The organism is Gemmatimonadaceae bacterium (assembly GCA_020846935.1).
In the GTDB taxonomy this organism is placed as follows: domain Bacteria; phylum Gemmatimonadota; class Gemmatimonadetes; order Gemmatimonadales; family Gemmatimonadaceae; genus RBC101.
Genome location: JADLCY010000008.1, coordinates 193,399 through 214,690 on the forward strand (window position 1 = coordinate 193,399; position 21,292 = coordinate 214,690).

The window sequence follows — 21,292 nt, forward strand, 5'->3', positions numbered from 1 at the left end:
TGCCTGACGAGCGCATCGTGCAACGCGCTGCAATTCTCGATGTCTCACGCGGGACTGTCCAGATGGTGACCCGACGGCGTCGTCAGGCACGTTGACCGGAGGCGGTCCGGATAGGGTCCGGCTAGGCGAACTGCGGGCGCGTCCACGGGTCGCCGAGGTAGGAGAAGGCCTGGTACGTCGGATCCCTCGGCTTCTCCTTTCGCAACGCCTGGAGCGCCTCGCCGATCGAGCGGCCGGCCCTGAGCTGGGCGTAGAACGCGACGGCAAATTCGCGCGCACTGTCATCGGCGACCGCCCAATACGGCGCGACGATCCCGCTGCAGCCTCCTTCCACGCATTGCGCGGCAAACCCACCCATCTGGCCGAGGGTAACGCCGGAGCTTCCCACCTCGCAGGCGTTCAGGTAGACGATGGGTTGTCCCTGGGCGAGGAGCCTTGACCCCACGACATCGATCGCCCGGATCGTCTCTCCGTTCTCGAGGATCAGCGTGCTGAGGTCGGCGCGCTTTGCATACTCGCCATGCCCCGTGAAGTGCACGAACTGCGTGTCGGTGCGGTCCAGCAACTTCTTCATTGACGCACGGTCCACGGTCGGCATGGCGGTGAACGCCGCCACTTCCTGCTTCACATCGTTGGCCTCGAGCAACGACCAGACGAGTTGCGCGGTGCCCACGTATCTGGGGTTCGCGATCGTGCCGCGCGTGACCCGGAACGCCTGTGGCTGCGGGCGCTGGCCCAGGGCCGGACGCCAGCGACCCATCACGTGCGCAACACCCAGGCGCGGCAGCACTTTTCCGTCCCGATAGGGAACGACCAGTTCCCATGGGATCAGCGTCTCCGTCGAATGGACGAACAGGGACGCCGGCAGGTGCTTCGCGTCGTACAACCGAAAGTATTCGGCGCGGAACTCGGCGGGGAGCTTCTGCCAGAGCCACTTGCCGAGCGTGTCGATCTCGTCCAGAAGGTCGCTGCGCCACTTCCGGAGCGCTGTGGCATTCCCGTCGACAGGAAACCGTTCCGCGAACGACGCGAACAGGTCGTGCAGCAGCGTCGACAGTTCGCTCATGGTGAAGTCGATCCGCCCGACGCGCCTGGATTCGTACGCAGGCTCTCCGGGAATGCGGCAGCGGAGACTCAGGAGGAACGGCGGCTTGTCCGTGTCTTCGATCCCCTCGACGCGGAGCACCAGTTCACACTCCCGATCATCCGTCGCCGTGGCGAATGGGAGCGCACGTGCGGGTTTGGCCGGTGGCAGGGGTGCCGACCAGCCCGCTGGAGTCACCGTCGTCCAGTGCGTCACGCCACCTATGGAGGTGTTGCCGGCCCAGAAGTCGATGCGGATGTCGCGCGATACCGGCTGGCCTCCCGCGGGCGCCAGCGCGGTGAGCGTGAATGTCACCTGTTCCCGCCTGGCGTCGAACTCACGTCCAACCGTGATCGACTGTTCGCGGTCTGGCAACACGGTGAACCCCGGAGCACTCAGCGACGTCATGATCGTCGCCGAGTCTTCACCCGCCTCGATGGCGACCTGGATCGCGCGATCGATCGCCGTGCGCGGCACCTTGTCGGAGAGCTTCACCACGAGCGGATGCGTCTCACCCGCGACCACCGCCTCCGGGAACTTCACCGTGGGAAGGCGTCGCACGTTGAGCGCTGCCTTTGCGGCGGCTTCCTTTCGCGTGGCGCCGCTGGCTGATCGCGTGCGCCCCCGGGTACGCCGTACGGGCGGCGCCTCGTCGGGGACGGGCGGCTCACTTCCCTGAGTTGTCTCCGCCGGGATGTCCGCGGGAGGCGCAGGGGGCGGCCCGCCTGTCGTCGCCGCTGGTGGTGGCTGGGGTGGCGCGTGCAGTGGAGGCTTGGCCCTGGTGGTATGTCGCCGCGGAACCGGCGTGCTTTCCATGCCTTTGCCCAGCGACACGCCGCTTTCTGCCCACGCCACCAATGGCGGTTCTGGCGAGCCGGCCGCCCGCACCTTTCCCAGCGTGGTGAGCGCCGCGCGGAACAGCGGCTCCCGTTGAGCCCACGCATCCGAGGCGGGCGGGAGAGAGCGCAGCACCATGATCCACGCGCCCCGCGCGTCCCGCGCGATCGACATCGCGGAGAACGTGAGTGTGAAGTGCCTCCCCGCTGCATCGGTGATCGCCGCGGCCGGCGGCTCCATCAGCGCCGTCACACCATCGATGACCACGAGGATCGAGTCCCTCGCCTCCACGTTGGGCGCGAGGGAGATCGTGACGTCGGGCAGTCGATCTGTCGAGGTCGCCAGCACCAGACGCAGGCCTTCGACCGCCGTGATGCCATGCGCCTCGAGTACGGTGCCCAGGTCGGCGAGCGCCTGCTCCTCGACGTTGGTCGGCGCGGCGTCCAGGGGGAGCGCCCATCGGGTCAGCGTCGCGTGCCCCACGCAGGTGACCGTGGAGCCGCTGGAGAAATCGGCGCGGGCGTTGGCCGGATCGAGGGTGCATTGCTCCATGTGCGTCGGGCGCGGTGGGATTCCCAGTGTAGGCCTTCGGGCAAGGGCGGTCAAACCTGTGGCGCGTGCGCCGCTCCCTTGTCGCCAGGAGCGCAGTGCGGCATGGTGCGGTGACTCGAACGGAGCAGTGAGCGTGCCGGCGAAACGATTGAGCGACGAACAGAACAACGAACTCGTCCGGGCGGCCATCGCGGAGGCGGAGAGCGCGGCCACGTCCGACGCCGAGTTCGCGCAGATCCTTCGCGCCGTGTATCTGAGGAGCCATCCCGTGATGAGCCGCGCGCTTCCCGTGATGCGCGTGCGCTCACGCCGTGGTGCGGCGGCCGCGCCGGAGCAGGACCCCGATTTCCACATCTACGAAGACGCGCGATTCCTCCAGAACGCGCGCGCCATGGCTGCGCGGGTGAAGGCGCGCCTTCGCATCATGGGCGGCACCACGGTGCCTCCGACCGACTTCCCGGACTGCGTGGCGGTGGGTCGCATGAAGGGCTCCACCGGCGACTGGCAGTGCACCGGAACGCTGATCGCGCCCAACGTGGTTGTCACCGCGTGCCACTGCCAGAAGACGGCCACGCACGTCCACTTCGGTAACGACGTCGCAAAGAAGGGCACGCGCATCGCGGTGAAGGACGCCGTGCGACACCCCGGATATGCGCGGAGCAAGGAGGAGCGCGACGACCTGATGGTGCTCGTGCTCGAGAAGAAGTCCACGGTGAAGCCGCGTGCCATCGCCGACAGCAGGGCGATCGATGCCGCAACGGACGGCCGCGCCGTGGGCTTTGGCAACGTCGACGCCAGCGGGTCGATCGGCTACGGCATCAAGCGCATGGTCGACATTCCGATCGCCTCGACGGCCTGCCGAGGGCGCGTGAAGGGCAGGGGGACGGATGCGAAGATCTATGGCTGCAACCGAGGCCTCGAGCTGGTCGCCGGCAAGCCGATGATGGCCAAGGACAGCTGCTCCGGTGACAGCGGCGGCCCGTTCTACATCCCAAGCGGCAAGACCTGGCTGCTGGCGGGCGCTACCTCACGCGCCACCACCAGCGCGATCGCGACCTGCGGTGACGGGGGCATCTACATTCGCCTCGACCAGTATCGGGAGTGGATCGAAGACGTGGCGAAGGTGAAGCTCGTATAGGTCACAAGAGCAGGCGGATGGTGGTGTGCTACGGGGGGCGGATGCCTATCCGTCCCCCGTCCGTCGATGCCCTCCGGCCCTCCGGCCCGGTCCCCGCCTCACCACCAGCTACGGCGTGACTTTGGGTTTGGGCTCCAGCTTCGCCGCCCACAAGCCGGAGTTGAAGTCGGTGAACAGCACCTGCCCCTTCCACGGCATCGCGTTCATCACGAACGGGGCGTTGGCGGTGTGTCCCTTGGGATCATACGGCTTGAACACCGCGATCTCGCGGCGCTGCTCGGCGAGGTTGCCGAGCAGCTCGCCCGACACGTCGACCACGCGAACGCCGCCGTCGTAATACGCCTGGTAGAGCACGTCGTCTTCGACGATGATGTCGTGCGATCCGTAGTCCTCGAGGTGGTAGCGCCCGACCTTCTTCATGTTCATCGGGTCGGTGGCGTCCACGATGTGCACGTACCCGCCAGACGTCTGGGCCACGCCGCCGGGAGAGCCTAACGTGGCACGGTAGTTGGTGCCCTCCCACACGCGACCCTCGCGGCTCATTTCCTCGTCGCCGAGAAAGAGGTACGTCTTGCCGGTGCTCTTCTGGAAGTACGGATAGATCTCGTGGCCCGAGGCGATGGGGAAGACGTTGATCAGCTTCGGGTTCTGCGGCGTGCCACCCCACTTGCCATTGCCGACGTCCACGATGACGGCGCCAATTCCGCCCTGCGCTGAGTAGGCGATGCCGTTGTTCACCCAGAGGTCGTGGATGCGCGCGCCGGGGTGGCGGTATTCGCCGGCGCGCCTGGGCTTGTAGATGTCGCGTACGTCGATGATGACGTACTTCTGCCCGCCGGAGATCGCATACAGGTAGTCGTTGGTCGCGAACGCGTTGTGCACGCCTCCGGTCAGGTCCTCGTCGAAGGTCGAGGCAACCCTGGGATGTGCCGGGTTCGCGAGATCCAGGATCACGACGCCGTTCACGCGATTCGACGCACCTTCGCGCGTGAGCACTCCGTAGCGTCCGTCCGGCGACACCGTCACGTCGTTGATCGTGCGGGCGTCCACCTTGATGGAGTCCGTCTTCACGATGTTGTTCATGTCGGTGATGTCGAACACGAGCGCGTAGCCGTCACCGCCCCAGGTGCCCACCAGGCAGTAGTCGCGGCCATCCTTTCCGGTCCACGGCCAGAGATCCGACGTCGCCGTCGTGTTCACCGTGCCACGACCGGTCACCGTGATGCGGCGCCGCACGTCGCGCGGCTTGACGTCGAGGACCGTGCGGGCAAACGCCGTACCGACCTGTGCCTGCAGCGTGTAGCGACCTGGCGCGTTTGCCGCAAAAAGGGTCGTGCCGTCCGGCGCGCGATCCACGATGCCCTGCCCACCGGGCGCCGCCGTCGTGTCGTCGGGCTGGTACTGGTAGGACCACGACACCCTGGCATCTGAAACGGGCTGTCCGTTGGTGCGTCGTGCGATGGCGTTGAGGTGTACCACGTCACCGGTACTGACCGTGGTTTCCTTTACGTCCAGCGCGATCGACGCCACCGGGTTCGCCAGGACGCGATAGGTCTTGCGCGCCGTGACGCCTTCGGCGTCCGCCGAGATCGTCACCGTGCCCGGCGCGAGCGCACTCACGGTGCCGAACCGGTCGACCGATGCGATCGCGGCATCGGAAGATCGCCACGTGACCCTCAGGTCGAGCCGCACAGTGCTGTCGGCGTGCATCCCTTTCACCGAATGGCCGAGCATCGTGCCCACGTACGGTGCGCCCGGCTCCGCAAGGATCTCCAGCTTTGCCAGGTTGGGGTTCGTGACCAGCACGGGGATCTCGACGGTGATCGGCGTGACGCCACGTCCACCTGAGGTCACGACGGCGGTGAACGATCCGGCACGGAGCGCCGTGATCTTGCCGTCAGCAATGCGGATCGCACCGCGCGGCCCACTGGCCCGGAGCTGCGGGTTCACGATCTCCCGCCCGGTGGCGTCGAGCGCGGTGATCTTCAGCGCCACGGTCTGCCCCGCCTGCATGGTCACGCGCGTGGGCTCGACCACGATGCGCGCCACGTCCTGCGCGCTGATGCGGCCCGCCAGTGCGACTGTCGCCACGGCCACGGCTCGAGTGAATACTCGTCCAGTACTCATGTCGTGATCCGCTCGGGATTTCCGTCGCTGCTTCCCTCCGCAATGCCACCTGTCGAAGGGACGTAAGTCGATCATCATGGGTCGGCGACCACCGTCCCGCAAGCAACGCTGCCTGGCACGCCGGTGGATGGAGGGTGCACCGGCGCTAAGAGTCTGCCAGGTGACGTGAGCACGCGTGGGTCGCGCCGAAACATCCGGGTCTCATGAAACGGTGCGTTGGCGGTGTGCCCCCTGGGATGGCTTGAATGACGCGATCTCGCGGCGGGGTCCGGTGAGGTTGCCGAGCCGTCCTCGAGGACGGCGGCAAAGGCTGGCAAGCGCAGACGGCCAGCCGGTACGCATCGGCAGCTGGTGCGGGTGACGGGTGGGGTAGGCTTGTTCGGGCCTCCCGTGCGGCGCTTCCTGCCTCATACTGGCCACCGCCTCTCGGTCCCGCTCGCACCTGCGGTCACCGCACGCGTAGCCCGGTGCGAAGGGACAGCCGATCAGCCTGAGCGACGCCGTGTTGTCTCGGCGCGTGTGCGAGCCGGAGCCTTGGTCGTCCGTGCGGGTCGTCGACCGGTGCGGGAAGTAGCGCCGTCACGCGTCCTCCCCGCTGCAGGGCGCGGCGAAGACGACGCCGCGGCCAGCTTCCAGAACTGCGCCTCGGAGATGATACGGACGTCGTGGCCCGTGGCGGCGAGGCGACGGACCTCGAGGAGCTTGGTACCCCCGACGGTGCCAGCAATCTGCAGTTTGTTGGGCCGCCCGCGTACGAGTACGTCGGTGGCCTGACCGGGTTTGGACTGCACCTTCGCACCAGCGCGGCGTGCTGCCGCCATCGCCTCGCTGCGTGGCCGCGAGAGGAACCCGGTGAACGCGATGCTGTGCCCCGCCAGGCTCCTGAGGCGGCCACCCGACGCGGGCGTTTTGGGCCGGCGCCGCAGCGCTGCGATCAGTTCTCCAGCGGCTTCATAGCGCTTCCCGCGCGCACCGAGGCAGCGGTAGATCACCTCCTTCAACTCGTCGCTGCAGGGCAGGCCGCGCACGTCCTTGCTGCCCATCGGGCTGCGGATGTCACCCCGCAGCAGCATCGCCGCCAGCTGGCCAACCTGAAAGATGTCGTCGCGCTGCTGCCACTTCCGCACCTTGCCCCACGCGATCTCCGAGGGTGCGTTGAACGGGTTGAATGCTTCCGCGGTCACCCCGCGCCGACTGAGCTGATGGGTGGCAATGCCGAAATCGCCCAGCTTGAGCTGTGCGTTTGCGCAGACAAAGACGTTGAATGGCGTGAGATCGCGGTGCAGCGCCTGGCCGCGGTGCAGAACGTCGAGCACACCGAGAATGCCGGCAAGCTCGCGGCGCACCACCCGCTCCGGCTGGCCACCATGCTTCCCGAGCCACGCTCCGAGGTCGCCGTGTTCGGCGTACTCCATCACCAGGCAGTAGCGGACGTTCGAGCCTTCGATTGCCACGAACCGATCGTACACGCGCAGTGCGCGCGGTTCGCGCGCGAGCAGCTGCGCGAAATAGGCCTCACGCAGCCACCCGGTGATGTGATCGCTGATCTTCACGCACACCTGCGCGGGCAGGTCGAACACGCGGAGAGGCGTCGCGAGGTACACCTCGCCGAATCCGCCCTTGCCGATCAGCTGATCGAGCCGATACACGCGGCCGGTCTCCGTGCTCTCGACGGTCGGGGCTGGCGGCGGCGCCACCACGGACGATTCCGCAGTCGTCATGGAGGTCTCGAATGGTCGGGGCCTGCAGTCTCACCGGTCCTGCACCGAAAGGCAACCGAATCCGGGAGAGGGGGGGCAGGCGAACGGTACAGCGACGGCTGGCCACGCGCGTCATGGGCTGTTCGCGGTGGCGCAAAGCAGAGCATGCCTAACGCTGGGTCGAGTGTCGGCGTCTGGTCCCCGGCATTGAGGAAGTCGAGCCGACGCTGGCGGGGCAGACACCGTCGTTCTGGCTCGACGAGACGAGGCGTGCATCTATGAAATAGAAGCGTACTCCGTCGCCGCACGTCCGCCAGCCAGCACGGCGTCCACGCAAGTGGTGGCGAGCGAATGGCTTCCGTGACTCTCTGCTCCGGGCACGCGGGTTGCCTTTGGTGCGCCCAGTTGCAGGCCACCCATTCACGGTCCCACGAGGAATCCACCATGAGTCACGCCACCACCGCCCGCACCATCGCGTCCAATCCCGTGCTCGCCCAGAAGGCGAGCGAGCAGTTCCAGGCCCTATTGGCCCGCTCCGCCACGGACATGGAGTTCCGCCGACTGTTGATCACGGACTCGCGCGCCGCGCTCGCGCAGTTCACGGGTGGGGCGTCCAGCGGCACCGCGAACATCGTGTTCGTGGAAAACCGCGCGGATGCGACCATCGTGCTGCCCGACCCCGTGGATCCGGCCGCCGAGCTGAACGAGTCCGAGCTCGAGACGGTGGCTGGCGGCATCACGCCCACCGTCATCCTCGCTTCGCTCGGCGCCGCCGCCGCGAGTGCGCTCACCGGCCAACTGATCGGCCAGGCGATTCACGAGTTCTCCCACTAGTCCCCTGCACCGCACCCTCTCCCTATCACGAGGACACTCGCTCATGAACGCCAAGACGGCCATCAAGGAGTTCCAGAACAACCCGCAACAGGCCCAGTACGCTACCGAGCAGATGCAGGCGCTCCTGTCGCGCTCTGCCACTGATTCCGCATTCCGGCAGAAGCTGCTCACAAACCCGCGCGCGGCGATGGAGGAGTTCACAGGTCGCACGGCGCCGAACGATGTGAACATCGTGTTCGTGGAGAACACGGCGGACGCAACGATCGTCCTGCCGGACCCGGTCGACCCCTCGGCACAGCTCTCGGAAGCCGAGCTCGAGACGGTGGCCGGCGGTGTGACACCGACGATCGTCGCCTCCGTGATCCTCGTCAGTGCCATTACCAACTCGTTCTTCCAGGGCCGGAACGACGGTCAGGAAGCGCACTAACGCCCTTCGGGTCGCGGGCCGACTGGCTCGCGACCGACTTCCCTGCCCACACTCCCTTCTCTCCGACCAATGATCTCCAGGGCCAATGCTCAGGCGCTGAGCCAGGACGCTGCCTTCACGGCGGCCGCACAGGAACAGTACACCGCCATCCTCGCTCGGTCGGCGACGGACAGCGCGTTCCGCAGCAAGCTCCTCACGAATCCGCGCGCCGCCGTCGAGGAGTTCAGCGGCCGTGCCGTGCCAGCCTCGTTCAACATCCGCTTCATCGAGAACGCGGCAGACGCAACGGTCGTCCTGCCTGATCCGATCGACCCCAGGGCCGAGCTGAGTGAATCGGAACTCGAGACCGTCGCCGGCGGCGTCACCCCGACGATCCTGCTCGCCTCACTTGCCTGGAGCGCCGTCGCCAGCCTCTCGGCGTACATCATCGGGCACGAGACCGCGTAGTCGCTGTTCACGCGCGCGTACCTCGCGTGCGCCTTGCGGCGCGGTGCCCAACGGGTGCCGCGCCGCAACGTCACCTCCACGAACCGGAGCGTCCCATGCCCGCTGGCAAGGCATACCTCGTGTGGCTCGGCATCAGCGTTCTCTCCCTCGCCATGATCTGGTGGCAGCAACCACGCGATGCACGACTCTGGCTCATGCTGCTGGTAGCCGTCGGCTCCATCGGTATGACGCTCTATAGCTGGAACGCAACGCACTGACGGGCGGACGATGCCGACCGCACTGCACCTCGAGTCCCTCGTCGCGCGCGCGGTGCCGCTCCGCGAGCGTGCTCGACAGCACCAGTCCTCAGCCATCGACCGGGACGGCAGCCCAAACGCGGTTCCTTCAACACTCCTCACCACCTGGTGCGAGCTGGCCGCCAGCGGCAGCTGGGCAACCTTCGAGAAGCGATTGACGTGGGACGGATTCACGGCGGCAGCCATGGCCGACCTCGTGCAGCGGTCGGGAGCGGAGCAGGTGTCGGACCTGCCTGCCTGGGCATGCCATGTACGCGATGCGTGGCTGCTCACGCCTGAGTTCTCGGACGACGGGTTCCCCGCACTCGAGGAGTCTCACCCGTTTGGCGAGCTGCTCCTTCCCCTCGCGCGGTTGGGGCGTCACCGGGTAGTCGAGTGCCATCCGGACTGGCAGGCCGTCGTCTCTGCCGCCGCGCTCGCCCAACTGGAAGGCGCGCTGCTCAGTCGACTCTGCCGCGTGGCCATGCGCGTGCTGTATGCGGAGTTCAGCGTCTATCGATCCCTGCGTTCGTCGCAGGGACTCGGGGCGATGCTCGCCAGCAGTGTGTCCGGTGGGCCACCCCGCACGCTCTACGATGCATTTCTTCGCGACATGCGGACCGGCGGCCTGGCACGCATCTGCTCGACGTACCCGGTGCTCGCCAGGCTCCTCGGCACCGCGACCGATCTGTGGGTCACGGTCACCGGCGAACTCCTCGAACGCTTGCGCGCGGATCTCCCGGCGCTGGAGGCAACGTTCGGCGAGGGTCAGCCACTCGGTCTCGTGACAGACATCCGCGCTGACCTCTCCGACCCTCATGATGGCGGGCGCTCGGTGTACATCGTCACCTGGGCGTCCGGCCTGCGGCTTGTGTACAAGCCGCGGCCGCTCGGGCTCGAGCAGCGCATGGGAGAGCTGGTGGCGTGGCTCGACGGCATTCCCGGGGTGCCCAGCCTTCGTGCGTTGCGCGTCCTTGATCGCGGGCACCATGGCTGGCTGGAGTTCGCTGCGCACACGCCCTGTCAGCAGGATGACGAAGTCGCGCGGTACTTCGAGCGCTGCGGCGCTCTCCTGTGTGTCGTGTACGCGCTCAATGGTGGCGACCTGCACTACGAGAATCTGATTGCGTCGGGTGAACACCCCGTGCTCATTGATCTCGAGACCCTGCTCGGGCCGCGGGTGCGCGTCGAGCACGACGAGAAGGCCGCACCCGACGCCACGGGCAGCGCCACGCAACGGTGCGCCGAATCGGTCCTCGCCGTGCGCATGTTGCCCGATATCCTGGTCAGAGACGACGGAGGCGCGTTCAACCTCGGTGGACTCGGCGGCGTCGATCCCGACGGCACGTCGGTCGTCGTACCGCGCTGGCGTCACCTCAACAGCGACAACATGCGCCTGGAGTTCGTGCGCACCACCTCGGGCGTACGCGCCAGCAATCTGCCGGTGCGCGACGGCATGCCGGTTCCCGCGTCGGGCCACGTCGACGCAATCGTCGACGGCTTCACGCGCACCTACCGGGCCTTTGTGTCACGTCGGGACGACCTGTTCGCCGAGCATGGAATCCTTGCGCGCATGCGCGAGGCGACGGTCCGCGTGCTGCTGCGCAACACCAACCTGTACGCCACGCTCATCGAGCGCACGCTGCAGCCCGCATACCTCCGCGACGCCGTCGACCGGAGCGTTCAGCTCGACGCGCTCAGCCGTCCGCTCCTGGCCAATCCGCTCCGGCCCCGGATCTGGGACATCGTCGATGCGGAGCACGAGGCGCTCGACAGCCTCGACATTCCGTTGTTCAGTGCGCGCGCCGACTCCACGGTCCTGGCGCTGCCTAACGGCGCCGCCATCCCCGACGCCCTCGAAGTCTCGGCGCTCGACCAGGCCATGCGGCGTCTGCGCTCGCTGAGTGAGACCGACCTCGCCTTCCAGGTGTCGCTCATTCGCAGCGCCTTTGCGACCAATGCGGCGCACGAGCTGCGCGTGTGCTGTCCCGAGCCTCCTCCGACCACCCACGCGGTGGCGTGGTCGCGTGATAAAGTGGTGCAGGCGGCCAGGCGCATTGGATGCCGCCTTCGCAACGCAGCCATCGCGAGCGGGACCAGCGACGAACGAATGGTGCAATGGGTCGGCCCCGAGTACCTCGGACGTGCCCGCCGCTATCGCATGGGCCCACTCGCCCCCGGGCTCATCGATGGCGCGTCGGGAGTCGCGTTCTTTCTGGCTTCCCTGGCGCACGTTACGGGCGAGAGCGAATGGTCCGACCTCGCCCTTCGGGCGCTGCGGCCGTTCCGTGCTGCGCTCCACGATTACCTGCGCTCGCTGCGGCTGCGCCGTCTCGTCGACGTCGGAGCTGGCACCGGGCTCGCCTCGATCGTGTTCGCGCACGTGCACTCTGCACGCCTCCTCGGGCGCCCGGACGTGATGGACATCGCACTGGAAGTTGCGGCCCTCGCCTCTCCGGACGCGCTTGCCCGCAATGACTCGAGCGACCTGATGACCGGCACAGGAGGCGCCATCCTCGGGTTCCTCGCGCTACATGATGCGACTGGAGAGCGCGAGTGGCTCGGCCGCGCGATCGATGCCGGCAGCGTGCTCGCCGAGCGAACGCAGACCACCGCGGGGAGCGAAGGACGCTGGTGGCCCAATCGCCATGGCCAACCTGAACGTGGCATGGCGCATGGGCAGAGCGGGATTGCGATGGCCCTCGCGCGACTCGCACGAGTCAGTGAAGACGCGACCTTCTCGGACCTGGCCACAGCCGCCATCGTGGCGGAGCGCACACTGCCTTATGCGGACGAGCGCCAGGGAGCGTGGAGTCACGGTGTCTGCGGCCTTGTGTGCTCTCGCCTCGATCTCGTCGATGCATCCGGCGTCGATGTCGAGATCGACGAATTCACGCGCGAACCCGACGCGACCTCGGGCTCGGCGTCCGACACGATCGGTGACGGAACGGGCACGCGCATCGACGTGCTGCTTGCCACCGGCATGAGGCTGAACCGGCCCCAGCTCGTGGACCGCGCACGTGCCCTCGGCATGGCCGTCGCCGCGCGGATCGCTCGTGATGTGGTGGTGACCGGTTGGCCAGCGAGCGTCGCCTCACCCGGACTGCTGCATGGCGAAGCGGGCATCGGGCACGCGCTGCTCCGACTCGCTTCCCCGCACCGCGTTCCCAGTCCGCTCATGTGGGCGTGACGCCAACCCGGAGGTACACCGGTGGATCACCTCGTTGTCTTTGGATCCCGCAACAGCATTGACGGCGTGCCCGTCACGCGGCCACGCGTGTGCGTGGATGGAGTAGACGTGCAGTGCGGCTTCGTGCCCGTTGCCACCCCGAGCTTCGACGGAAGCAAGGAGGGAATGCGTGGGTCGGTGCTTGTGCGCGTCCGGGGCTTTTCATGCAACTATCGCGACAAGGCTTTCGCCCGATCGATGCGCTCGGTGGCACCACAGCGATTCTCGCCGATCGGGTCTGAGTACGTGGCCGAAGTCGTCGCAGTCGGGGCCGAGGTCACTACACTCCGCCCTGGGGATCGGGTGATCACGGATCACCATTACGTGGGGCGCCCCTGGCTTGCCGAGCCCGGGGGCCCGCGGGCAGGAGTCGCCAGCAACCAGGCCTCGCGTGGCTACCACGTGACCTCCGCGAGAAAGCTGCGCGCGATTCCACCATCGATGCCGGACGCCATGGCGGCCGCGTTCAGCCTGAACGCCCAAACGGCATACAGCATGTTGCGTCGTCTCGAGCTATCCCCTGGCGCAAACGTGCTCGTCACTTCAGGCGCATCGAACACCTCGCAGTTTGCGCTTGCCGCGCTGCGCCAGCACCCCGTAAATGTCTTCACCGTGACGTCGTCCGCGCGGTGGGCCGAGCGGCTGGGGTCGCTTGGAGCCCACGGGGTGCTGGTGGTGGGACGGCATCTCTCCGGCTTCCACGAGGCTCGCAAGGTCACCGACTTTGCCGAGGAGGTTGGCGGATTCGACGCAATCATCGACCCGTTCTTCGACCTGCACGTGGAGAAGGTGGTCGAAGTGATGAACCCATTCGGCCGATATGTCACGTGTGGCCTCGTCGGGCAGAACGAGGTCGCAGCGCATGCATCGGGCGTCGCGAGCTGCCCGCCGAACAGCGGCCGGCTGTTCACACAGATGATCATGAAGAACCTGACGCTCAGCGGGAACTGTATCGGCGTGTCCAGCGACCTCGACGCGGCGCTGTGCGACCACACGCGCGGGTCCTTTCAACCCGTGCTGGACTCGGTATTTTGCGGGAGTGAGGCGGCTGGCTTTCTGGATCGCACGTTCAATGATCCCGATCGGTTCGGAAAGGTTGCGTTCGTGTACGACAACTGATCGTCTCCCTTCCTACTTTCTCTCTGCGAGGGCATCGTGTCCGCAACGCCCCTGTTCCCCCTGCTCGCGCTGGTCGCAGCTGAAGCTGATGCGGTCAATCGGCTGCACGCGTCGGGCGCTCATGCCCCTGAAAGCGCTCGATCGGTGAGCGCGGATGATGCTGAGTACCTCGCGTCGTCGCTCACGGCGGGTCTGGTTCGCCGGACGCCGAACGGCGGGTACTACGTCGACCGGGATCGGTACGCGGCCTGGCGAGCGCAGCTGGATGGTCGAGCGACGACGGGTTCGCGCCTTGGCCTTTGGGCGGCCGTGGGTGCCGTTGTCCTCGCAGGATTGGTGGTATTCATGCTGATGCGCGGGCAATAGCTGAACGTTCGCCGTCGTCTCGCACGCAGGGGCCCGCACCCGACAACAGGTGCGGGCCTTTGCGTTCGTCACTCCACGGTCGTGGGGCCGGGCAGGACGGGATCGGTCTCCCATGGCTTCGTGCCCTTTGGCGGCCAGATGGGCGGGATGCAACCGCCGGGCCCCACGATGCCGCCACTCACGGACTCGAGGTTCTCCGCGGAAAGCTGGTCGTCGGTGGCTGGTTCCGGCGTGACAGGCGTCGTGTCCTTGTCCTTCGGCGTCATGGATCGCTCCTGGTGAGGTTGGTGTGTACGGGCGGGGGTCCGCACATCGTCCATGAGGAAAGGCAAGTTGGGCGCCACACAGGCCCGGTGGTGTATCCTGATGCCGGACATCGACTTGCGTTTAGCTGCCAGGTTCGTTGGCGTGCCGAGGTTGACGCTAGCCTCTATCGGCTGGAGTCAGCCATCGACTGCGGCATGTTCACTCAGGCTTGAGCTTCTGGTGACGCAGGAAGTCCATGAACTTGAGATAGTCGCCGTCGGGAATGTTGAAGATGCCCAGCAGGCGCTTGTAGCTGCCGCGCGTACGGTCGAGCCCTCGCTCGACGATCGAACGCGCCTCCGCCCGGCTCATCTCCCGTGAGAGGTAGGGCCGATGCACCGCGGTCCAGAAGTCGGTCTCGCGCATCTCCATGCGGACCATGGGATCCTCCGGGTCGCCGCTGCCGGTATCACGTTCGTCGAAGAGCGGAAGCCGCTTTACCTGCTCGCGCCGGGCCCGCACCTCGAGCTCGTCAGCAAATGCCTGGCACTCGATCGCGTCGCTTTCGCTGAGCTGGCAGCCGATTTCCACGATGCTGCGGATTTCGCGCACGTTGCCGGGCCAGTGATAGGCCTTCAGCAGCCGGTAGGCCTCGGGCGACAGCCGCTTCGCTCGGCGCGCGGAGGCCGCGTGGCGCGCCATGTAGTGCTGCGCAATGAGCTCCCAGTCGTCACCGCGCTCCCGCACCGCCGGAACCTGCACGTGGAAGTATCGCAATCGGTAATAGAGGTCGGCGCGGAATGTCCCGGCTGCGATCATCGGCTTGAGGTCGCGGCTCGTCGCGGCCACGACGCGAACATTCACCTGCCTTGGTGACGTGCCTCCGACCGGCACGATCTCGCCTTCACTAAGAACACGAAGCAACATCGCCTGCGCCGGCAACGAAAGCTCGCCAACCTCGTCGAGGAACACCGTACCACCGTTCGCGTCACTGAACACGCCGGCGTGATCCGCTGTGGCGCCCGTGAAGCTGCCACGTTTGTGCCCGAACAGCTCCGATGCCATCAACTGACCGTCGTGGAACTGCGCGCAGTTCACGGCGATGTAGGGAGCGTTCACCCGCTCGGAGAAGAGGTACGATGCCCGCGCAAACAGTTCCTTGCCGGTGCCCGTCTCTCCCGTGACGAGAATTGGATGATCGGCCTTTGCGAATCGCTTCACGCGGTGCAGACTCTCCGCCAGCCGTTCGTGCCTTCCGATGACGACGATCGGTCGCTGGGTGCCCCACCGACGCGCGGCCCGATGCTCCAGCTCGCGTGCCACCGGCAAGGTGGCGTCTCGTTCGATCGTCGTGGGTATCTCCAGCATGTTCCCGTGCTCAGGTTGAGATCCGTTCGTTGCGACACCATCGCCGTCACCTGAATGCAACCGCGCCCGTCCTTCTACCGCGCAGCGCCCCGCGCCAACACGTGCCGCGCGACTCTACGTTCGTCGGACACGTTCAGCAAGCGTGGCCCCGGACGTCGCGTCATGGCATCACCACGGCGTCGGGCCAACCCTGATTCCATCATCCAACGAGCAATGGCGCGAGACCGCCTTGCATCAGTGAAACGATCATGTGCGCTCGATCACGTTTGGCATCCATCATTCGCGGTCGTTTGCGACTCCACGCGCCGAGAGTGCGAGCGGCCTGTATGACGAGCGGCTGCAGGAGGCGGAACGCGCCGTCCGAAAGCGGTGGCGTGCCGCGATAGTTCTCGAGGCGCCCTCCGCTCCGGTACCGAGGGAACGCCTCGAGCCCCATGAACCGCAGGAATGCTTCAGGCCGGTACGCGCCGAACGCTGCGTCGAGACCCGCATAGTCGGCGATCAGTTCGTCGAGGAGGGCATTGCGCATCGAGTTGAACACGCGGCGCGTCAGGTAGTGCGCACACTCATGTTCCAGCCGGATCGTCAGGCTCCGTTTCAGCCACTCCTCCTCGTCCATGGCCATCGCGCTGGCCTCCACCGCACTGTAGTTCCCCTCACTCAGGATCATGAATCGATCCTGGTAGAGCGCCTTCCGGCCCGCCATTCGCGCAAATTCCACTGTCCAGTCCGCTTCCGTGGCGCCCGGGTGTTCAGCACTCCATGCAGCGCGGTACGCCTCCACGCGATCCCAGTTGTTGAACCCGGCCACCATGCACGCGCCCTGTGAACGCGGAACCTCGACGGGCGCGTTTCGATGGAGCACACTCCGTACGAGAAGCTCGAAGTCCCGGCGATCGCCTGCGACGATCACCGGAATGTGTCCAGCCATCGTCGGGTGCAGCAGCAGTTGTACGCGTTGGGGCGCGTGGAATACGCCACGCGAACGTAAGTGGTTCACCGGGCTTCCCCGCCTGGTGACGGCCACATACTCCGGCTGCTCCGGCATTCCCGCGGCAACGGGAAAGTTCAGCTGACGAAGCGGGCCGAGCCGCAGCGCAGCCTCGATGCCAACCTCGGCCGCAGCCTTCTGGTAGCCGCGCCACGCACTGACGAAAGGCTCATCCGCGAGCGGAAACGACTCGACGTCGACTACGGGTTCGCGCGCGTCGCTCGCTTCGATGTACGCCAGCAGCTCCGACTCTTCGGCGGGTCCGGCGCCGAGCTGCCGAAGCATCGGCGCAACGTCGCGCCTCACTCCGGGAGCCGTCACCGTCCCTCCCGTGTGCAGCGATTGCATCGCGTCAGTCCCGTGCCGCGGTGACGGTACTGGCGCCGATCACCGTGAACTGCCCATTGCGCACATGCATCTGCACGAGCGGTCGGTCCTCAAGATCACCCGACTCCGTGAAGGTGAAGGCACCGGTGACTCCCTCCCAACCGGCCCCTGAGCGCAGGGCACGCGCGATCTCGTCGGGCACCGACGAGCGTGCGCGCGCGATGGCCGCTGCCAGCAGGTGGACGGCGTCGTAGCCCAGCGCAGCTCCTGCGTCCGGCAATACGCCGTAACGCTCCTGAAATGCACGCGCGAAGCGCTGCACACGCTCGGCTGCCACCGCCGGGTGGAAGACCGACGGCACGACCGTCCCTTCGGCCGCCAGGCCGAGCGCGAGCGTTCCCGGTGCGTTCAGGGCGTCGCTGCCGAGGATGGGCAGCCGCAAACCTTCCTGATGCGCTGCTTCGATGAACGCACCGGCCGAGGGTGACTCACCCGCCAGAAACACGGCGTCAAGTTCCTGGTGCTTCCATTCCCTGATGACGGAGAGGAACGAGCGCACGTCGGCCTCGCCGCTCGCGTCGTAGGATTGGCGCGCAGGAACTGCCCCGCCCGCTTCGGTGAGCCGCTCCTCGAACGCATTGGCCAGGCCCCGGCCATACGCGTTCCGGATGTAGCAGATGGCGACGCGCCGGTAGCCGCGACCACGCGCAAAGTCAGCCATCTGGCGACCGACTTCCTTGTCGGTGAAGGTCGCCCGAAACACTCGATGGTAGCCACGCGCAGTCAGTTCGGGGTCCGTCGCGGTTGGTGCGACCATCACGATGCCCGCGAGGTCGTAGATGGCGGCGGCCGGCACCGAGACGTACGACTGCAGGTGCCCGATGACCGCGACGACCTCGGGATTGGCGGCCAGCTTCTGCGCGACCAACCGACCGTTGTCTACCGAGCCGTGGTCGTCCTCACGCAAGAGTTTGAGTTTGCGGCCGTTGAGGACACCGCCGGCCGCATTGATCTCATCGGCCGCCATCTGCAGGCCATCACCGTACCTGATGTCCGGGTAGCTGCTCCAGGGCCACGCCACCCCGATCACGACGTCACCCTGGTTTCGCCGCGCCAGGGCGACGCGCTCCTCGTCCGGTGCGTCCGAGCGGCCGCACGCCATGTGTGCCAGGGTCAGGGCGAGGACGGCCGAGGCGCGCAGCGCGCTCGCCAACGATGGTATCACACGGCTGGTCATGGATGCTCCTCCCGGGTTGATCATGCGAGCTGGCGTCGGGCCAGCTCGGCGAAGGGGCCACCGTTGAGCATGAGCTCCTCATAGCGACCGCTTTCCACCACCTGGCCGCGGTCTATGACGATGATGCGATCGGCGTTCACGATCGTGCTGAGCCGATGCGCCACCACCACGCGCGTGGCGTTCAGCCGCTCGAGGCTTTCGCTGACGATGCGCTGTGTCCGGTTGTCGAGCGCACTCGTGGCTTCGTCGAAGAACAGAATGCGTGGGCGCTGCACGATGGCGCGCGCGATCATGAGGCGCTGCCGCTGACCTCCGGACAGCGTGCCACCGCCCTCGCTGATGACGGTATGCATGCCCATCGGCATCGCCTTCACGTCGTCGTCGAACCCGGCCATTCGCGCGGCTTCCCACGCATCATCCATCGTCAGCGGCGCCGATCCCACGATGTTGGTGAAGATGTCGCCCGACATGAGGCGGCCGTTCTGCAGGACGACGCCGATCTGCCGTCGCACGGCCTGCACGTCGAGGCGGCCCAGCTCCTGCCCGTCGTAGTAGATCCCGCCTGACTCAAGCTTCTCGAAGCCGAGCAGCAACCGCAGGATGGTCGACTTGCCGGATCCGGATGGGCCGACGAAGGCGACGAACTCTCCTGGCGCCACCTGCAGCGAGAGATCCCGGAGCACCTGGGGCCCATCGGTCGCGTAGCGGAAGGTTGCACGCTGAATCGCGATGTCTCCGGTGAGCGTGCCGGGGTCCGACTTGTCGTCGTCGACTTCGGGTCGCGTGCGCAGGATCGGCTTGGCCTGCTCGTACAGCGGGATGACGTTGAGCGTGGAGAGCAAGGCGGCGCACGTTCCGAGCAATGCGCCCTGGCACGCGCCGTAGGCGGACAGGAAGGCCAGGAAGTCACCGGTCCGGATCATCGTGCCCGCGGAGAGCATCGGCATCGCGGCCCAGAACAGGACCGTCATCGCGAGGACCGGGAACGCGCCGTTGAAGGCCTGTACGCCGTTGGCCAGCTGGCGCACCCGGTACTGGATGCGACGCTGGTCACTGAAACGCGCCGCCCACACCGCAAAGGCATGGCGTTCAGCCCCGGCCACCCGAAGCTTCGCGATGCTGCTCAGGAGCTCGAGCACGAGGCCTGAGGTCCTGGCCTGGACGGCGAGTGCCGCCCGCTGGTGTCGCAGCTGAAGGATGCTGCCGAGGGACGTCACGGCGACGGCAACGCCGATGAGAATCGTCGCCCGCCAGGCGAGCGTTGAGCTGTAGTGGAACATGAGCGCAAAGTTCACCAGCGAGAACACGCCGCCGATGATGGCCGTGACCGTCGTGCCCGAGACGACTTGCCGGATCGCGTCGATGTTCATCGCGCGCACGGCGAGATCGCCAGCGGTGTACGACCGGAAGAACGGCATGGGCAGGCTGAGCAGGCGATCCCAGACGGCGCTCTGCACCGACCCGGCCATGCGGGCCTCGATGCGCAGGAGGGCGAGCCCACGCGTCACGTTGAACATCGCCGTCGTCATCGCGCAGACCACGAGCACCAGCGTCATCTGCACCAGCTGCGACCGCTCGGCGCCGGGAATGATCGTATTGAACATCCGGCCGGTTGCCATCGCCGGCACCAACCCGAGGAGCGCACCGGCCGCACCCATCGCGAGCACCACGAGCAGGTCGCGCCGACACCCGAACAGCCCGGCCGACAGCACGTCGCGCACCGTGAGCTCGGTGTCGGGGAAGGGTCGGTAGAAGGTGTAGGCAAACGCATGAATGCCGGCAGCATTCTCCGCGGTCACCGGCGCGACCGTGGCGGCCAGCGGATCCTGCAGCCGGTATCCGCCACGCTCTGGCAGCAGCGCCACGGGCCGCATGTCACCTTCGGTGTAGCCGAGCAGCGGTCCATTCTCCTGCCGCCACCACGCATCGCGGAGCGCCACCCGACGCACGCGGATGCGCGATGACCGGGCGATCGCCTCGAGCGGGTCACGGGGTGCCTGGCCGGTTTCGGAGGTGGCGTACGGCCGGATCGTGACGCCCATCGCGCTCCCGACGAGACGACTCGCCTCGTAGAGCGCGGCGTGCATGTCCTTCGCCCCGGCGTTGCCGGTCACGTCTTCGGTGGCTGCGGCGCGCCGATCGGGGCCCTGAAGCGTGGCGGCGAGCGCACGACACGCATCAGCCAGGCGCGCCGCCGCAGCGCGGCCGCGGCGCTGGAGTCGATCCCGGTCCGCCGCCCTGCCCCGCGCCGCGACGAGGTCGGCATATCGCAGGACGATCGCGTGCAGGGTGTCGAGGCCCTGCCAGAGGGCTGCTTCGTCTGGCAGACCATCGGTAGGGAGCATGTGCACGCGGCTCTGGTCCTGCATGTGGAGCCACGCCCGTCGGGCAATCGGCGTGTAGCCGGACCCGTTGACCGTGAGCGACTCGCGCCCCAGGAACAACGAGTGACCTTCAAGGTGCCGGACCCACCCCACGGCGGCGCGCGGGCGTGCCGCCACGGCCTGTGACACCTTGATCTCGCGTCCGAGTTCCAGCTCGGCACATCGTTTGGGCGCGACGTCGCGGGAAATGCCGGCGCTCAGGGCCTCGACCCACGCATCCACCAGCGTATGGACCGCCGGTCGACCCTGGGGCATGGCGTGATACTGACCCAACCACTCGCGAGATACCTCGATGAGCTGGGTATCCGTGCTCCCCACCGCAAGCATCAGGCGCCCGGGCACCACATCGGTAGCGGTGCCAAACCCAAGCACGGCGCCACCCGTCGGGACCGTGAGGACGTGCGACCGTGAGCCTGCCTCGCCGTTCGCGTCACGCAACGCGGAGAACACGTGCACTTCCCCCTGTGCTACCAGCCAGACGCGGTCGCTCTCGAGCGTGAACGGTCGATCGCTTCCGCTCACGACCAGGCGGCCATCGCGCGTGGCAACGCGGAGCAGTTCGTCTCGCTGATCGGGGGCCGCGTAGGAGCCGGTGTGTCTCATC

At 67.1% G+C, this 21,292-nt stretch carries 16 protein-coding genes; 8 read left to right on the plus strand and 8 right to left on the minus strand.

All coding sequences use genetic code 11. The features are described from left to right. Window positions 1-121: 121 nt before the first annotated feature. Complete coding sequence (locus tag IT361_10290) at window positions 122-2,473, minus strand: CHAT domain-containing protein (GenBank protein MCC6318067.1); 2,352 nt, start codon at window positions 2,471-2,473, stop codon at window positions 122-124. A 133-nt stretch (window positions 2,474-2,606) separates the two neighbouring features. On the opposite strand from IT361_10290, the gene IT361_10295 reads away from it, so the two are divergent. After that, window positions 2,607-3,611 carry a trypsin-like serine protease gene (locus IT361_10295; GenBank protein ID MCC6318068.1) on the plus strand — a complete coding sequence of 335 codons (1,005 nt, stop codon included), beginning with the start codon at window positions 2,607-2,609 and terminating at the stop codon, window positions 3,609-3,611. Window positions 3,612-3,719: 108 nt separating this feature from the next. On the opposite strand, the gene IT361_10300 is transcribed toward IT361_10295, so the two are convergent. Then, a complete protein-coding gene (locus IT361_10300) occupies window positions 3,720-5,738 on the minus strand; it encodes an Ig-like domain-containing protein (protein MCC6318069.1) in 2,019 nt (672 codons plus the stop codon). 485 nt (window positions 5,739-6,223) lie between these two features. Beyond that, window positions 6,224-7,459, minus strand: coding sequence for a protein kinase (locus IT361_10305; protein MCC6318070.1), 1,236 nt, complete (start codon window positions 7,457-7,459; stop codon window positions 6,224-6,226). A gap of 423 nt (window positions 7,460-7,882) precedes the next feature. Between IT361_10305 and IT361_10310 the strand changes: the two genes are divergently transcribed. From IT361_10310 to IT361_10340, 7 genes are all read left to right on the plus strand, one after another. Continuing rightward, complete coding sequence (locus IT361_10310; protein MCC6318071.1) at window positions 7,883-8,272, plus strand: class IIb bacteriocin, lactobin A/cerein 7B family; 390 nt, start codon at window positions 7,883-7,885, stop codon at window positions 8,270-8,272. A 43-nt stretch (window positions 8,273-8,315) separates the two neighbouring features. Then, a complete protein-coding gene (locus IT361_10315; GenBank protein ID MCC6318072.1) occupies window positions 8,316-8,699 on the plus strand; it encodes an NHLP leader peptide family RiPP precursor in 384 nt (127 codons plus the stop codon). Window positions 8,700-8,768: 69 nt separating this feature from the next. Further along, window positions 8,769-9,146, plus strand: a complete 378-nt coding sequence (locus tag IT361_10320; protein MCC6318073.1) for an NHLP leader peptide family RiPP precursor — start codon at window positions 8,769-8,771, stop codon at window positions 9,144-9,146. A gap of 95 nt (window positions 9,147-9,241) precedes the next feature. Continuing rightward, window positions 9,242-9,403 carry a hypothetical protein gene (locus IT361_10325; protein MCC6318074.1) on the plus strand — a complete coding sequence of 54 codons (162 nt, stop codon included), beginning with the start codon at window positions 9,242-9,244 and terminating at the stop codon, window positions 9,401-9,403. A 10-nt stretch (window positions 9,404-9,413) separates the two neighbouring features. Further along, on the plus strand, window positions 9,414-12,611 hold the full coding sequence (locus tag IT361_10330; GenBank protein ID MCC6318075.1) for a type 2 lantipeptide synthetase LanM family protein: 3,198 nt from the start codon (window positions 9,414-9,416) through the stop codon (window positions 12,609-12,611). A 21-nt stretch (window positions 12,612-12,632) separates the two neighbouring features. Continuing rightward, window positions 12,633-13,769 (plus strand): zinc-binding alcohol dehydrogenase family protein, encoded by a 1,137-nt coding sequence (locus IT361_10335; GenBank protein MCC6318076.1) that lies wholly within the window; start codon window positions 12,633-12,635, stop codon window positions 13,767-13,769. A 36-nt stretch (window positions 13,770-13,805) separates the two neighbouring features. After that, window positions 13,806-14,135, plus strand: a complete 330-nt coding sequence (locus tag IT361_10340) for a hypothetical protein (protein ID MCC6318077.1) — start codon at window positions 13,806-13,808, stop codon at window positions 14,133-14,135. Between the two features lie 68 nt (window positions 14,136-14,203). Here IT361_10340 and IT361_10345 read toward each other — a convergent pair whose 3' ends face one another. The 5 genes from IT361_10345 to IT361_10365 all read right to left on the minus strand — a co-directional run bounded on the left by IT361_10345 (window position 14,204) and on the right by IT361_10365 (window position 21,291). Further along, a complete protein-coding gene (locus tag IT361_10345; GenBank protein ID MCC6318078.1) occupies window positions 14,204-14,401 on the minus strand; it encodes a hypothetical protein in 198 nt (65 codons plus the stop codon). Between the two features lie 199 nt (window positions 14,402-14,600). Next, window positions 14,601-15,749, minus strand: coding sequence for a sigma 54-interacting transcriptional regulator (locus IT361_10350; protein ID MCC6318079.1), 1,149 nt, complete (start codon window positions 15,747-15,749; stop codon window positions 14,601-14,603). A gap of 199 nt (window positions 15,750-15,948) precedes the next feature. Beyond that, a complete protein-coding gene (locus tag IT361_10355) occupies window positions 15,949-17,088 on the minus strand; it encodes a hypothetical protein (GenBank protein ID MCC6318080.1) in 1,140 nt (379 codons plus the stop codon). A 4-nt stretch (window positions 17,089-17,092) separates the two neighbouring features. Beyond that, window positions 17,093-18,304 carry an ABC transporter substrate-binding protein gene (locus IT361_10360; GenBank protein ID MCC6318081.1) on the minus strand — a complete coding sequence of 404 codons (1,212 nt, stop codon included), beginning with the start codon at window positions 18,302-18,304 and terminating at the stop codon, window positions 17,093-17,095. A gap of 20 nt (window positions 18,305-18,324) precedes the next feature. Further along, window positions 18,325-21,291, minus strand: coding sequence for an NHLP bacteriocin export ABC transporter permease/ATPase subunit (locus tag IT361_10365; protein ID MCC6318082.1), 2,967 nt, complete (start codon window positions 21,289-21,291; stop codon window positions 18,325-18,327). Window position 21,292 lies beyond the last annotated feature (1 nt).

Bases quoted from the DNA above. Each gene is read 5' to 3' on its own strand.
- IT361_10290 (MCC6318067.1), bottom strand. From the start codon at position 2,473: ATGGAGCAATGCACCCTCGATCCGGCCAACGCCCGCGCCGATTTCTCC.
- IT361_10300 (MCC6318069.1), bottom strand. From the start codon at position 5,738: ATGAGTACTGGACGAGTATTCACTCGAGCCGTGGCCGTGGCGACAGTC.
- IT361_10305 (MCC6318070.1), bottom strand. From the start codon at position 7,459: ATGACGACTGCGGAATCGTCCGTGGTGGCGCCGCCGCCAGCCCCGACC.
- IT361_10310 (MCC6318071.1), top strand. From the start codon at position 7,883: ATGAGTCACGCCACCACCGCCCGCACCATCGCGTCCAATCCCGTGCTC.
- IT361_10315 (MCC6318072.1), top strand. From the start codon at position 8,316: ATGAACGCCAAGACGGCCATCAAGGAGTTCCAGAACAACCCGCAACAG.
- IT361_10320 (MCC6318073.1), top strand. From the start codon at position 8,769: ATGATCTCCAGGGCCAATGCTCAGGCGCTGAGCCAGGACGCTGCCTTC.
- IT361_10325 (MCC6318074.1), top strand. From the start codon at position 9,242: ATGCCCGCTGGCAAGGCATACCTCGTGTGGCTCGGCATCAGCGTTCTC.
- IT361_10330 (MCC6318075.1), top strand. From the start codon at position 9,414: ATGCCGACCGCACTGCACCTCGAGTCCCTCGTCGCGCGCGCGGTGCCG.
- IT361_10345 (MCC6318078.1), bottom strand. From the start codon at position 14,401: ATGACGCCGAAGGACAAGGACACGACGCCTGTCACGCCGGAACCAGCC.
- IT361_10350 (MCC6318079.1), bottom strand. From the start codon at position 15,749: ATGCTGGAGATACCCACGACGATCGAACGAGACGCCACCTTGCCGGTG.
- IT361_10355 (MCC6318080.1), bottom strand. From the start codon at position 17,088: ATGCAATCGCTGCACACGGGAGGGACGGTGACGGCTCCCGGAGTGAGG.
- IT361_10360 (MCC6318081.1), bottom strand. From the start codon at position 18,304: ATGACCAGCCGTGTGATACCATCGTTGGCGAGCGCGCTGCGCGCCTCG.
- IT361_10365 (MCC6318082.1), bottom strand. From the start codon at position 21,291: ATGAGACACACCGGCTCCTACGCGGCCCCCGATCAGCGAGACGAACTG.